This is a genomic window from Peribacillus sp. NPDC060253 (assembly GCF_042727425.1).
Taxonomy (GTDB): domain Bacteria; phylum Bacillota; class Bacilli; order Bacillales; family DSM-1321; genus Peribacillus.
In genome coordinates this window covers 16833-31117 of the sequence record NZ_JBHXAS010000058.1, presented here as the reverse complement: position 1 = coordinate 31117, position 14285 = coordinate 16833, and the positions used below count along the sequence as shown (strand labels likewise).

Here is a 14285-nt window from a genome sequence, read left to right as displayed (position 1 = left end):
CTTAGGATATAAAACTCCACAAGCCATTGAAGATCAAATTACAAAAACAGCTTAAGATTTAACTTTTTTGTGTCCAAAATATTGACTCAAATCCAAAAACGATCACTTGAATTAGCAATTAATAGAATCCCAATAAGAACTAGGACACTATAAAATAAAAAAGTATTCATATACATCTAACCTCAACTTAATAGAATTTAATATACTCGTAATTCTTTGTTTTCCCGAATACTTTCTGAATTTAAACAAAATATTCCCTCCAATTCCAATTAACTCCGACTGATTATACATCGGTAAATATATCTAGTAAATTAGTAAAAATATCAGAACATTTACAAAATAAAACAAAATATAGATACTTATCAACCATTACGAAAAGGACAGCTAAGTATTAATGAATTTTATATAATCATAAGAGATTAGGTTAAAATACCTGTTATCGGTAAAATAACTCAATTTATATACTTATCGGGTATTCAAAATTATTGGAATAAAATTTGAAGTAACGACAATTTCCGAAGAACTTTTCAGTTTTCAATCAATATGGAGATTCGCTTTACAAGTTTTAGAGGGAGATTTTAAGGGGAAAGAAGCTGCGAAATAACAGTGCTACCAAATAACTAACACAGTCGATTTCTAATATTAGTAATCTCAGAAAAGCGCTGCCTCTCCGTTAGTAAGACTGATGATTTTTTCAATTTGCGAAAACAAAAAAAACGACACTTCATCTGGAAGAACTATTTGGCATGGGGTCGAATTATCAGTGTGTAGGTCGAATTATCGGCGTGTAGCCCGATTTTTCAACACGTTAACCGAACTAAACATATTCATTTCATGAAAAAAACCGAAATCAGCCACTGATTTCGGTTTTTCTTTTGCTTTTATTAATTAGTGATATCTTTTTTCTGGAAGAAGAAGAAAGTTAGCGCTAAAAAGATAAGATAGTAGATGCCTAGTACGCCCATTGAAAATCCAAGGGTAGCTCCATCAAACATTTCTATGGTTCCGGAAATATAGCCCCTTAAATCAAGGTGGGGGAATAAGACGAATTTTAACCACTCGTATTTACCGATGAATGATTGAATGACCATATTTAATGTCGAAGACGCAAATAGGATGAAAATGGATATACCTACTGCAAGTGCTTGGTTTTTAAATAATGTGCTTAACATGAAAGCGATGGTCGTGATGACCAAGAATCCTGGTATCCAGTAAACAATCATGTCTACGAAATATTCTCCGACTACCACCGGACTGAATTCACCGAAAGATGCGGGATCCATTATTTTGTCTGAATACGAGCCATTGCCAAAGAATATGATTCCGATTAGATAACTGAATATAAATAGGCTCGCAAGTAATAACGCTGCAAATAACAGGGAAGTAATGTATTTGGAAAGTAGAATCTTCCAACGTTTATAAGGCCTGATCAACAGTTGTTTAATGGTACCATCCGAAAATTCCGAGGAAACGAGCGAGCTGCAAACAATGACGACGAATAAAGTGACAAATGATGTTAATGATGTCGTCCATTCTGCCATATAGGTCCAATTCGTGTTTAAGTCAGGGTTTATATCATCAGCTAAAAGTTGCTTATTGAGATCAATCTCTTCCATGATCATCGCTTTTTCCTCGTCACTGATATCCTTAGCTTCCAAAGCCTTTTGCTGTTCTTGTATATCTGCCTTCAACTCTTGCTTCCAATCTTTACCCGATTCGTCGGGACTTAGTTTCAAATCGATTACTGCAGTCCCTAAAGCTGCCAATAAAAGAAAAGCGATGAATATATAAGTTGATATCTTTGAAAAGATTTTCATCCATTCATTTTTTACTAAGGACATCATACAGACTCCCTCATTTCCTGCTCAGTAATTTCGAAGAATTTATCTTCCAGTGATTTTCTAGTAATGCCTATTTCATAGACATCCAACTGATTGCCATTAAAAATCCTGTTTATATGGGCCGTTTGTTCACGTGTTGCTGATATGGAGATTGTCTTCGAATCAAACTTAAGAATCGAAATATCCTTAAACTGTTCTTGAAGGATTTTTTTAGCTAGCTCCCCATCACTGACAGTGAATGAAACCTCATTGATCGTCTCGGTTTTTTCATCTACAATATGTTCTTTCGTATGTATGAGTTTTCCCTTTTCGATAACGGCAAAACTATCACACATCAACTGCATTTCCGATAGTAAATGGGATGAAATCAGTATCCCGACGCCTTCACTTGCCAGTACTTTCAAATAATCACGAAACTCACGAATCCCTTGTGGATCCAAGCCATTCGTCGGTTCATCAAAAATCAATAAAGAAGGTTTATGTAAAATGGCCTGTGCTACACCAAGGCGCTGGCGCATGCCCAATGAATAGGTCCTAACCTTCTTATCGATGGCATGATCCAATTTGACAAGCTTTATGACCTCTTCTATTCTCTCATTAGTTATCTCATTAGATGACATACGAGCATAATGGAGGATATTCTTCCTGCCAGTCATGTACTTATAAAATTCAGGATTTTCAACGATGGCCCCCAATTGATTCATCGCACCCTCAAAGTCTTTATCAAGGTCACTACCATTGATCATGACAGAACCTCCCGTACGATTGATAAGACCTGTGATCATCCGAATGATCGTGGTTTTACCAGCTCCATTCGGACCAAGCAAACCAAATATTTCATTACTTTTTATTTCAAAGCTAACATTGTCTACAATGGTTGCTTTTCCAATTTTTTTAGTTAAGGATTGAACCTTAAGAACCGTTTCAGACATATAATACCTTCCTTTTTATATATTTTCCAAAATCACACAAATTCAAGATTACCATATTTTTCATAAAAATTCTATATTGATATTTTTCCATTTCGAGATATAACATAGGTGTTGCACTGTTTTTAACATCCGCTGAGATCAATAGATTTCAGTATCATTCTTGACTGTCATTTGAATTTCACCATTCTTATCAATCGATTCCAAGCTGATTGTCGCCTTTCCTACATACCCCTTTTCAAAATAGCCAATGATAGATTCTGTATGTAGCATCCGTTCCCTATCCTTATAGTGCAATATCTTGGAGCTCTCGGTAAAGCCTTCAGTTGGCGTTACATTCAGCTTATATTCTTTGTCTGTCAGGATAGAGGGAATGTTACTATCAGAATTCATATGATGATAGGACAAATGTAATCCTGATATGTCTTCATCTGCCTAATTTTTGACTTTAATGTCGAATCCTTCTTTGCTTAATAACTAGAAAAGAACTTGCCGCTCCCATCATCCCATTATCCATTTCCCGGACATGACTTTTTTCATTAATCAGCAACATCTCCTATTTATCGTTACCTTTTTATACGACTTTGAAAGGATAAAGTTTCATGATTTATGTAACTTATCAGGTTCGTTCATATGAAAAGCAACACATAGGTAAAGCCAATAGAAACGGCCAGCCCTAAAGCAAAAAGAATAATCCTTCTAATAAAAGGAGGAAAAAGCATATATATCGTCATTACAATAAAATCAATGATACTCGTTGGTATTCCAGTACCGAACTCTTTGATCTCTTTCTTTTTACCAAAAACGGCGAACCACATTACAAAAAGACCGCACAAGATGAAAATGATGGAAAAAATCTTAAATCCCATTCGATGTCACCCATTTCCTCACAAATTAAACGATGTTGTTTAACCCTTATTTTTTTAGAGAATCAAGTTTCAAAATGAACTCTTCTACATCTTGACCTCTTGCATGGGAATACCCCTTGTCCTCACCGAATCTTTCAAATCCACACTTTTCCAACACCCGAATAGATGCAATATGATCCTTGGCAGCCCGTGCATAAAGAGGACGAACTTTTATTTCCGGCAAAAAAAGGAGCAGTGCCTCTGTAGCAATACCTTTACCCCAATATTCCTTTCCAATCCAGTAACACACTTCTGGGTTACCCAACTGTTCAAATTGGAGAATGTTGCCCGCAACACTCCCGTTGTAGAGTATGGTCATTTTCAAAATATTCCGGTTCGCTAAGGTATTCTTCCAGTGGGTCAAAAAAGCCACTTTGTCTGTTGGATCTTTAGGTGTGAATGCAGCCATATAGTTTGCAGACGTATCCAATTGCTGCTCAAAAAAGGTTGGAAGATCACTCTCATTGACCACCCGCAGCTGAACTTCTCCTTCATTCACAAGGAATCCCATAAAAACTCGCACACTCCTTCATTGTTTTTTTATCTTTTATAAAGGGATCCTTCACCCGGATTGCTCACTTCTCTTTAGCTGTTCATTTAAGAACATTAGAAATTTCTTCTGATTCTTTTTCCTCTTAACAAGACGCTTTACGCGGAAATTGCTTTGTAAAAACTTTCTTACCCTTTTATTAACAAAAAAAAGGCGGTGATAATTTTCATCTTCATATAAATCATTAAACCATTTATTCCGCTTTAATGATTTTATATTTCTATCTATTTTTTTTGTATGTAATGAGTCATCACCGAAATAAATAAAGGAAGAAAGTATTTCCATGAAGAATTCCATCATCACTTTTTCCTCTCCTATTTTCAACTGAATTCAACTAGGATACCTACACAGATTATTCACTCTCTTTTCTAAGGGGACACTAATTTCCTTATCTTTCATCTAAAATATACCATTCATTCAAGCTGTCTGTAATTGGAAAGCCATATTCTTTGTGTCTGGTGTTTTCTTAGGAGATTTTACACGTTATCAAAACTTTTCGCTATAAAAAAAAGACAGTCCCTCTTTGCTGACTGTCTGCCCTAAATAACAAGGTTATGGCCGATATCCGTAGTAAGGGTTTGTATAGTTTACCTGTGGAGATTCGGCTGGATAGGAATATTGGTGATCCGAATACGGATGATAGCTCATATGTTGATCGTTCATTGGATGATTGTACATATGTTGGTTACTCATATATTGGTTACCCATATATTGATTTCTCATCGGTTGGCTGTTCATATGCTGTTTGCTGATTGAATGATTAGTCATATACTGGTTGCTCATATAGTGGTTATTCATGCTGGAACTTTCTGTATCCACCCCTGCTTGTTGGGTTTTTCCAGCTACGCATTCATCAGTTGGTCCGATGACGATGGTTTGCCCGTGCAAAGGTTTTAGTGTTTCTTTTAATTTTTCAGGATCTAAGCAATAAGTATGCGCAAGCACTTCAATTGGGGTTTTCGTCAGAATATCAGACCCCAAGATGTACTCCGGATATGGAGCATCAAAGATTGCTATTAGGTGGGTCCCATCTTCAGAAGCTTCTTCCCAATGCCACCACCCTTGAGGGATATTTGCGACTTGCCCCGGCTGGATTGGGATATTTATAACCTGATTGTTAAAGGGGTTAATCAATGACACTGTCGCTGAACCCGAAATGCAATAAACAAGTTCAGCTGCATTTTGATGGTAATGCGGTTCGACGACACGTCCTTGACTTAAGTGGATATCAAGAAGAGAGACTTCACCAAGTGTATTTAAAACATCCCTTCCCAATCGGTTAATGTAATTTTCATGATTCCGTGTATTCAATCGGTTTTTATTGACGTCTGCAAAATATTGGGTGCTCAGTGCTGTGTAATCCATATAAGAGGTTGGCATATAGAACAACTCCATTCTTTAATTGGGTATATTCATCAATTTCATCCTATGTTAAGGAAACAGAACCGTGATAAAAAAGGAAAACCGAAGACTCTAACATCTTCGGCGTTGGTTTAAGCACGATAAAATGGCTCCTCCGTTATTTACTAAAGCCACCATTGAATGGTTTTCCATTCAAGATGTACTGATCTAAAACCTTACGATGATCATATAAGTAATTTTCTTAAACACCTTATTGCTCCATAAGTTTTATAACATCAGTCAAACTCATATCCATCATCGATCGGAGGCGTAAATGATGATTTTCAAAAGCTAAAGCTTCCGTGACGGGATTAGGTACAATCACACACTTTATTCCAGCAGTCAGGGCCGCTTGAAGCCCATTTAGCGAATCTTCAAATGCTACGGCTTCTGTGGGCTGAATGCCCAGGACTTCTATTGCCAATACATACAAATCAGGCGCTGGTTTTACTTTATCAACGTCATCCCCTGTGATAATCACTTCAAAATAGTGTAACAGTCCGAGTTCCCCCAAATGATGAGTGACCCACTCTTTTGTTGAACTGGAAGCGAGGGCGATTTTATAGCCATTTTTTTTTGCTGCTTCTAAATAATCCTTTACACCTTCACGAGCCTGGGGTGTTTTCATCTTTTCTTGATGCAGGTTTTTTGCTCTTGATTCAATTTCTTCAATATTATAACTTTCCCCCAGCTGATCCTTGAAGTACTGATTAAGTTCAGTATTATCCGTCCCGATACATTTAACAAAATGTTCGAGAGGCAAATCGGATTTATAAAAAGCCATCGTTTCTTTATAAGCTTCATACCAGGCCGTTTCTGTGTCTAAAATTAATCCATCAAAGTCGAAAATAACTGCTTTAAGCAAATTGATTTCCTCCTTCTAACTTATCCCTGAAATACACATACGCTTCAAGTTATTTGTTTTAATATAAACGTACATGAATGAACACCCTTTGTTCAACCAAACTGTTCTGTTCATTTAATGTGAAGACTGTTCATTTCCCATAATTATCTAATTACTAAGAATATCGTAACCCGATGTCCGCCTCATTTCTTTTCTTTCTGTTACATGTTTTAACAATTACTTAGTGCCTTCGCGGTGTTTTTCCTTAACTGCGCCTAAAAGGGTGATCGTTTAACGAATTGTTTAATTGCAGGAAACAACGAGGAGGATAAACATGAAGAAAATTTTATTAACGATCCTAACGGCTTCTGTATTCATTCTAGGAGTTTGCATGCCAACTGAAGGCGAAGCCGCAGCGAATGATCGCACACTTTCATTTGGAATGAGTAATGTTGATGTAAAAGAATTACAAGAATTATTACTGACAAAAGGGGTTTTTCCCTATCATGAAGCAACAGGCTACTTCGGACCGATTACAAAAGAATCCGTTAAGAAGTTTCAGGAAAAATCAGGACTGAAAGTAGATGGAATAGCAGGAACACAGACGAATCAGAAAATACAGGTACTGAAAAGCGGGGATATGGGAAGACCTGTAGCTGAACTGCAAAGGCTATTGAAAGACTGGGATGTTTACACATCAACAATAGATGGCATTTATGGACAAAGTACAAAGCAAGCCGTTATGAATTTTCAAAAGCAAAAGGGATTATCGGCTGATGGAATAGCCGGTGCACGGACCTTCAGTAAATTGGAAGAAAAGGCAAGTTTAGCGAGCTCATCCGTTAAAGAACTTACGGTAACAAGTACAGCATATACAGCGAGCTGCGAGGGATGCTCAGGCACTACAAGAATGGGCGTTGACCTAAAAAAATATGATGATGCCAAACTGATAGCAGTCGATCCGAACGTGATTCCGCTAGGCTCCATCGTTGAAGTCGAAGGTTACGGACAAGCCATCGCTGCAGACACGGGCGGCGCGATCAAAGGAAACAGAATTGATGTATTCATCGCAAAAGAATCGGATGCTTTAACATGGGGAAGAAAGCAAGTGAAAGTAAAAATAATCAAATGATGCATCACGAAACCATCGCTTTACGATAAAACAAATACATAACTAAACAGAAAGAGCATGTATGGAATGATTCCATACATGCTCTTTCCATTTGCTTCTGATAGATTGGGAGTTTCCTTTTGGGGCTTATATTATAACAAAATTTGCACATAATGATGTCGTCAACGTAATCACTTTCATTGATCTTAAATTCCTTAATCTTACGGCATTCTTCAACAATCCCCATACTTTTGTACATGGAAATGCCCGATGATTTGTTAAAAAAACTCCTAAGCTCACCTTTAAAATTAGAGGGTTGGCTTCCTTGTCAGTACCCCGCTTAAAGGTTCAGATACATCCCAATCAACAGCTTAATAAATTCCGTGATAATCGAAGTCAACGATCGGACGACTTTCCATTATTCTTTGTTCAATTTTTTGAACGGTTTGGTTTAATGGACTATCCGTATTCTTCAAATCATACTTTTTATGGAAAAAATTATATAATGTTAGATCTCTTAATTTTAAAAATAACGGGATTGTTTCGTAATCTTCGGCTGCAAGTATATTTTCCGTCTCATAGCCTTTTATAAATGCCTTCATAAATTTAGCAGCATATCCATCGCGGCCTTTTACGCCATCACGTTCCAAGCTCCACATAAGATAATAGAGAGGAATGGCCAAATCGCTGGCAAACCAGTGATTTGAACAGTCATCAAAGTCAAAAACGTGAATTTCACCTTCATGATAATGGAAATTTCCGTGATGAATATCAGAATGAATCAATCCAAAGTTATCTTGATGTACTGGAAGAGCATTTAATTTCTTCATGATTAATTCTTGTTGGTGCATCATTTGCCCTGGAGCATCAGAATTATAGAGTTTGACATTCAATAATTCTTCTTCAAACCAATACAACCTTTTATATTTAGTTTCCGGTTTGTAGCCTTTTGTTTCTTTATGTAGGTGACCTATTGTTTTTCCCCATACAAAAAATAAATCTTCGTTAAAATTTTCATCAGTCATTTTCATCCTTACACCAGGAGCTTTTTCAAACAGGCAACAATAAAAAACAGTGCCATCGAGACCCTTTACGATTTCAACTAAGTTATTTTCAATTGAAGGAATAACCTTCGGAATATCACTTCCATTATTCTGTAAATACTCAATCCACATTAACTCAGCAAGCACTTGGTCTTTTGAACGATGTGATTGATGTGTCAATCTTAAGATGTATGGCATTCCATCCCGGTAAACCTCAAATACGTAGTTCTCTGCATCTCCAAGTTTAACTGGACTCTCTGCATTCACTTGAAAAAAATGCCCGGCCATTCCTACCATTTCCTTTGTAAAAATCCGTTCCACCGACGCTTCCATTATCTTCACTCCTGTTTATAATGTTAATAAAAAACGAATTATTATATGTTTAATACGATAGGGAAATACCATTTCCCTTTATTCGTCTATCATTCTTCTTTTATATTAATTTACGGTAAATATATGTGAATAGTGGTGAAGCGACATCGAATTGCCATCCTTTATCATTCTATTTTCCCAATTTCGTCCAATTGTTCATTTAAGAAAATGAACAGCTACGCAGCACTTGGTATGGAAAAATGTCACAAAACATTATCCGGTTTTGTGAAATAAAAAAGGAGCCGCCTAGATGACAGCTCATACCTTCAAGTGAAGACGATGTATTTTACTCTTACATATCCGTCAATTTTTAATACTCGTCTTTTTACCACGAATCATTTGTCGCTTATTTTAAAGCTAATGAACTTCTGCTCCATCATTTCATTCATGGCATATTTGACACCTTCCCTGCCAACACCGCTGTCCTTCCAGCCACCATAAGGCATATTATCAATCCGATAGGTCGGGATATCATTTATGACGACTCCACCCGTTTCCAAACGTTCCGCCGCATAAAAAGCCCGTTCAATACTCGGTGTCATCACTCCTGAGTTCAATCCGTAGCGTGAATCATTTGCATCCTTGATGGCATCATCCAGCGTTTCAAATGGGAAAATACAGACGACCGGACCAAATACTTCGAAACGAAATACTTTGGAGTCACGATTTACATTGGTTAATACGGTAGGTAATAGTACATTGCCTTCCACTGTACCGCCGCACTCAATTTTTGCTCCTTCCTGTGCCGCCTCCTCAATCCATTTTTGTAACCGCTCCAATGATTTTTTCGAAATGACTGCTGTAATATTCGTGTTTTCCTCCAGCGGTGAACCGATGACAAGCTGTTTGGTCGTACTGACGAATCGCTCCAAAAATCGTTGGTACAGGGATTTGTGAACATAAATTCTTTGAATCGAGATACACACCTGCCCATTATTCGTAAATGACCCCATCACACTTCGATCAATAACTTTATCGATATCAACTCCTTCATCAATGATGAACGGCGAATTGGATCCGAGTTCAAGTGTAAGCTTACGGAAACCTGCCTGCTGCTGGATGAGGTGTCCGACCTCCACACTGCCAGTGAAAGTCACTTTTTTTACATGTGGATGGGTCGTCAATGCTTCACTTAAGACATCCCCTTTGCCTGGAATGATGTTCAATACTCCCTCTGGCAGCCCTGCTTCTTTAAAAATATCGGCAAGCACCAGCGCACTCAGAGGAGTTTGTTCGGCCGGTTTTAATACGATCGAATTTCCTGCTGCAATGGCAGGTCCTACTTTATGGGCGACAAGATTAAAAGGAAAGTTAAATGGGGTAATCGCTGTCACGACGCCAATCGGGGTACGAACTGTGAAGCCAAAACGGTTAACCCCGCCCTCTGCCGCATCCATCGGAATTTGTTCTCCATAATTGTTCTTTGACGCTTCTGCAGCAAAACGGTAGGTTTGAACCGTACGATTCATTTCCTCACGAGCATTTCGAATCGTTTTCGCTGCCTCCAGAGAAATGATTTTCGCAAGCTCTTCACTGCGTTCTTCCATGATGGCTGCAGCTTTCACCAGAATTTCTGCCCGTGCATGTGCAGGATAGGTGCGGTATTTCTGAAAAGCTGCATTTGCTTCAACAATCGCTTCAACGGCATCCGCTGGTTCAGCCTGTCCGATTTGTGCAATCTCTTCATTTGTATGGGGATTATATAATGGCTCATACGATTTAGCCTCCCGCCATTTGCCGCCGATCCACAATTGCCACTTTTTCTTCATCTATCATCCCTCCAGTAATACTTGCTTTATAATTTACAAATATAATCACCTAGTGTTTTTGAGAGCTCTACATTTTCCGAATAATCCACATCCACATCAATCAGGACAATTTCCTGGCTTGCAATCGCTTCTTCTAATGCATGGAGCAATTCATCGGAGTGGGTTACTTTCACTCCTTTAACCCCAAAGCTTTTCGCGAACTCTATAAAGTCTGGGTCCGTAAATTCAATCGCATTTGTACGATCAAATTTATTCAATTGCTTCCACTCGATCAGGCCCAATTTTGAATCATGGAAAATGACGACGACGAAGGCAAGACCTAGACGTTTGGCCGTTGCCAATTCAACCCCATTCATCAGAAATCCGCCATCCCCTGTGACTGCAATGACAGGTTTATCAGGCTTTGCCAGTTTTGCCGCAATCGCACCGGGAACGGCAATACCCATCGATGCAAAGCCATTAGAAATGATTGTGTGATTAGGCTTTTCCGGCTGATACATCCGTGCAATCCATAATTTATGGGCACCCACATCCGAAATGACAATCGCATTCCCCTTTTCCGCCTTTTTCAAATCGGCGATAATTCGCTGAGGAATGATAGGGCTTCCTGATACATCATCTGAGGAATGAAACTTTTCAATAATTTGAGACCTTAACCTTTTCACTTCTGGCCAAAGCTCTTTTTCCGCTACATCAGTGATCAAGGCTTCCAGCGACTCTGTGACGTTCCCCACCAATTCAGCTTGAACCGGGTAATACGCATCAATCTCAGCCGGTCGAGCATCAATATGAATAATCGGATTCATCGCCTCATCATTCCAATATTTAGGTAAATACTCAACGAAATCATAGCCGACAGTGATAATGAGGTCGGCCAAATCAAACCCACATAGAACATAATCCCTTGCCTGCATCCCAACTGTATAAAGGGTCAATGGATGGTCCGAGGGTAAAACACCTTTGGCCATGAACGAATTCACAATGGGAATTTGCTTCGTTTCTGCAAATTTCCGTAAGTACTCCGTAGCTTCATCGCGGATTACGCCATTGCCAGCTAGAATAATAGGCTTTTTAGCACGATTTATTAATTCCACGGCTTTTTTTATTTCCTCTTCGGCTGGACGGGATCTAGACATTGGTGTCACCGGAAGTGGTTCACCTTCTGTATCCATCAACGCTACATCTTCCGGCAGCTCGATATGAACCGGTCCCGGCTTTTCAATGACTGCCGTCTTAAATGCTTTACGGATAATTTCCGGAATCGTATGCGGCACCTTAATTTGTTGATTCCATTTCGTTACTTCCTTAAAAACTCCAATAATGTCCACATATTGATGCGACTCCTTATGAATTCGATCAAGGCCGGCCTGACCTGTAATCGCGATAACAGGTGAATAATCCAGGTAAGCACTGCCTATTCCTGTCAATAAATTCGTTGCACCCGGTCCCAACGTACCCAAACAAACGCCTGGCTTTCCAGTTAGCCGGCCATAGATGTCTGCCATAAAAGCCGCAGCTTGTTCATGGTGAACTAAGATAAATTTAATATCCGAGTCTATTAGAGAATCGATAAGATCCGTATTTTCCTCACCCGGTATCCCAAAAATATACTGAACCCCTTCATTCTCTAAACATCGTATAAACACATCTGATGCCTTCAAACTATTCCCTCCTCGACCATTTCGATTTCTATCTCTATATGTTGGCTTAGCCTTCGAGAAATTATGTACTTGAGTACTTTAAAAATCATTTCGACACTCCTGTATAAAGTAATGAAGGTTCGAGTAAATTAACCTCAGGTAAGGTCATTACTAGGAGGGATAAAATGGACATCGCAAGTCGTTTAATTATTACCACGTTTATTTTTGTTGCACTTATTTTAATCGCACTTGTCATTTTTCTAATCTATTTATTACTGTTTGACCGAAATCAGAAGCATCACGCCATACTACGGAATTACCCCGTCCTAGGCAGGATGCGCTACTTTTTAGAAAAAATCGGTCCAGAATTGCGGCAATATTTTTTTAACGGGGATAATGAAGGAAGGCCGTTTTCAAGGGATGACTACGAACATATTGTAAAAAGCTCAAAGTATATGCGAGATGTAGTTGGATTTGGTTCTAAACGCGATTTTGATGAAGAAGGCCTTTTTGTTCGGAATGCCATGTTCCCAAAATTAGCCGAAGAAGAAAAATTCGATAGAGAAACAAAGGTGATAACCAAAAGGTATATCTTATTGAAGGATCCGCTTTTTTCGCAGCGAAAGGAAAAATGGGAGGATGAGGAATCGTCTGCTTACTTATTGCATGAAGATGATGCCGTGGTCATCGGCCCAAATACCAAGCATCCATTTAGATTAAAAGGATTGATTGGAATGTCGGCGATGAGCTATGGTTCATTAGGATATAATGCCATCACAGCGTTATCAGAAGGATTAGCGTTAGCCAAAGGTACGTGGATGAATACTGGGGAAGGCGGGCTATCTTCCTATCATTTAAAAGGTGGCGTCGATATCATTATGCAGATTGGTCCGGCCATGTTCGGGGTGCGTGATAAATTTGGCGAAATGGATTGGGATGAGTTAAAACGGAAAAGTGAGATTCCTCAAATAAAAGCATTTGAGATTAAACTCGCTCAAGGTGCCAAAACCCGCGGCGGACATATTGATGCGGAAAAAGTCACTCCGGAAATTGCCGAGATTCGCAAAGTGGAACCATTCAAATCAATTGACAGTCCTAATCGTTTTCATCAATTCAGTGATGTACCGACGATGTGTGAATTCATTGAGAGAATCCGTAACCATACAGGTAAGCCTGTTGGAATGAAGATGGTTGTCGGCGGTAATGATAGCGTGGAAGAACTAGCCAAATATATGAAGGAGACAGGCAAAGGACCGGATTTTATCACCGTGGATGGTGGTGAAGGCGGTACAGGGGCTTCCTATCAAGAATTGATTGATAGTGTCGGATTGCCGATTAAATCAGCCCTGCCCATTGTCGTCTCGACCCTTCAAAAATATGGAGTGCGCGATCGGGTTAAAATTATCGCCTCAGGTAAGCTGTTCACCCCTGACCGGATTGCGATTGCTTTAGCGATGGGAGCCGATCTCGTCAATATTGCGCGTGGATTCATGATTGCCATAGGATGTATCCAAACATTGAAGTGCCAATCCAATGCATGTCCAGTTGGGGTAGCGACAACTGACCCAGACTTGCAAAAAGCTCTCGTGATAGACGAAAAGAAATACCGTGTGGTCAACTTTCTCGTGACACTTCGAAAAGGTCTTTTTCGAATTTCAGCCGCAGCAGGTTTAAATTCACCTGTTCATTTTCAACCGAAACATATTAGTTATAAAGATGATAAAGGCGTCGTTACATCACTCGAAAACATCCTTCATGAAGTCCAGCGGAAAATAGGTGTAAATGAACCCAGGAAGCAAAAGTTCCTTCTTAACAGAACGATGCACAAACAGTAAACAGTGAAATTAAATCATAATTTTGGGGCGATGGAGAAAACT

The 14285-nt window shown here is 39.0% G+C and carries 11 protein-coding genes and 1 pseudogene; 2 read left to right on the top strand and 10 right to left on the bottom strand.

Annotated features, from left to right (window positions below):
* Positions 1–884: 884 nt before the first annotated feature.
* The 7 genes and pseudogenes from ACFWE9_RS15735 to ACFWE9_RS15705 all read right to left on the bottom strand — a co-directional run bounded on the left by ACFWE9_RS15735 (position 885) and on the right by ACFWE9_RS15705 (position 6494).
* On the bottom strand, positions 885–1841 hold the full coding sequence (locus tag ACFWE9_RS15735; protein WP_377357619.1) for an ABC transporter permease: 957 nt from the start codon (positions 1839–1841) through the stop codon (positions 885–887).
* The gene (locus ACFWE9_RS15730) at positions 1841–2773 is read right to left on the bottom strand and encodes an ABC transporter ATP-binding protein (RefSeq protein WP_377357617.1); all 933 of its coding nucleotides are present in this window, start codon (positions 2771–2773) and stop codon (positions 1841–1843) included. The genes ACFWE9_RS15735 and ACFWE9_RS15730 overlap by 1 nt, the downstream gene beginning before the upstream one ends.
* A 138-nt stretch (positions 2774–2911) precedes the next feature.
* Positions 2912–3178, bottom strand: a complete 267-nt coding sequence (locus ACFWE9_RS15725) for a hypothetical protein (RefSeq protein WP_377357615.1) — start codon at positions 3176–3178, stop codon at positions 2912–2914.
* 221 nt (positions 3179–3399) lie between these two features.
* Entirely contained in the window at positions 3400–3639 is a 240-nt protein-coding gene (locus ACFWE9_RS15720) for a hypothetical protein (protein ID WP_377357613.1), read from the bottom strand.
* Between the two features lie 46 nt (positions 3640–3685).
* A complete protein-coding gene (locus tag ACFWE9_RS15715; RefSeq protein ID WP_377357611.1) occupies positions 3686–4189 on the bottom strand; it encodes a GNAT family N-acetyltransferase in 504 nt (167 codons plus the stop codon).
* Positions 4190–5074: 885 nt separating this feature from the next.
* Positions 5075–5608, bottom strand: a pseudogene (locus tag ACFWE9_RS15710) (cupin domain-containing protein); the annotation flags it as partial.
* Between the two features lie 232 nt (positions 5609–5840).
* Positions 5841–6494 carry an HAD family hydrolase gene (locus tag ACFWE9_RS15705; protein ID WP_377357609.1) on the bottom strand — a complete coding sequence of 218 codons (654 nt, stop codon included), beginning with the start codon at positions 6492–6494 and terminating at the stop codon, positions 5841–5843.
* Between the two features lie 313 nt (positions 6495–6807).
* Between ACFWE9_RS15705 and ACFWE9_RS15700 the strand changes: the two genes are divergently transcribed.
* Positions 6808–7605 (top strand): peptidoglycan-binding protein, encoded by a 798-nt coding sequence (locus tag ACFWE9_RS15700; RefSeq protein ID WP_377357607.1) that lies wholly within the window; start codon positions 6808–6810, stop codon positions 7603–7605.
* 350 nt (positions 7606–7955) lie between these two features.
* Here ACFWE9_RS15700 and ACFWE9_RS15695 read toward each other — a convergent pair whose 3' ends face one another.
* From ACFWE9_RS15695 to ACFWE9_RS15685, 3 genes are all read right to left on the bottom strand, one after another.
* Positions 7956–8915: a phosphotransferase enzyme family protein gene (locus ACFWE9_RS15695; protein ID WP_377357605.1), complete on the bottom strand. Its 960-nt coding sequence runs from the start codon at positions 8913–8915 to the stop codon at positions 7956–7958.
* Positions 8916–9334: 419 nt separating this feature from the next.
* Positions 9335–10768: an aldehyde dehydrogenase family protein gene (locus tag ACFWE9_RS15690; RefSeq protein ID WP_230161493.1), complete on the bottom strand. Its 1434-nt coding sequence runs from the start codon at positions 10766–10768 to the stop codon at positions 9335–9337.
* Between the two features lie 26 nt (positions 10769–10794).
* Positions 10795–12429 (bottom strand): acetolactate synthase large subunit, encoded by a 1635-nt coding sequence (locus ACFWE9_RS15685; protein ID WP_377357603.1) that lies wholly within the window; start codon positions 12427–12429, stop codon positions 10795–10797.
* Between the two features lie 164 nt (positions 12430–12593).
* On the opposite strand from ACFWE9_RS15685, the gene ACFWE9_RS15680 reads away from it, so the two are divergent.
* Entirely contained in the window at positions 12594–14243 is a 1650-nt protein-coding gene (locus tag ACFWE9_RS15680; RefSeq protein ID WP_230161497.1) for an FMN-binding glutamate synthase family protein, read from the top strand.
* Positions 14244–14285: the final 42 nt, after the last annotated feature.

Bases quoted from the DNA above. Each gene is read 5' to 3' on its own strand.
- ACFWE9_RS15735 (WP_377357619.1), bottom strand. From the start codon at position 1,841: ATGTCCTTAGTAAAAAATGAATGGATGAAAATCTTTTCAAAGATATCA.
- ACFWE9_RS15730 (WP_377357617.1), bottom strand. From the start codon at position 2,773: ATGTCTGAAACGGTTCTTAAGGTTCAATCCTTAACTAAAAAAATTGGA.
- ACFWE9_RS15720 (WP_377357613.1), bottom strand. From the start codon at position 3,639: ATGGGATTTAAGATTTTTTCCATCATTTTCATCTTGTGCGGTCTTTTT.
- ACFWE9_RS15715 (WP_377357611.1), bottom strand. From the start codon at position 4,189: ATGGGATTCCTTGTGAATGAAGGAGAAGTTCAGCTGCGGGTGGTCAAT.
- ACFWE9_RS15700 (WP_377357607.1), top strand. From the start codon at position 6,808: ATGAAGAAAATTTTATTAACGATCCTAACGGCTTCTGTATTCATTCTA.
- ACFWE9_RS15695 (WP_377357605.1), bottom strand. From the start codon at position 8,915: ATGGCCGGGCATTTTTTTCAAGTGAATGCAGAGAGTCCAGTTAAACTT.
- ACFWE9_RS15690 (WP_230161493.1), bottom strand. From the start codon at position 10,768: ATGAAGAAAAAGTGGCAATTGTGGATCGGCGGCAAATGGCGGGAGGCT.
- ACFWE9_RS15680 (WP_230161497.1), top strand. From the start codon at position 12,594: ATGGACATCGCAAGTCGTTTAATTATTACCACGTTTATTTTTGTTGCA.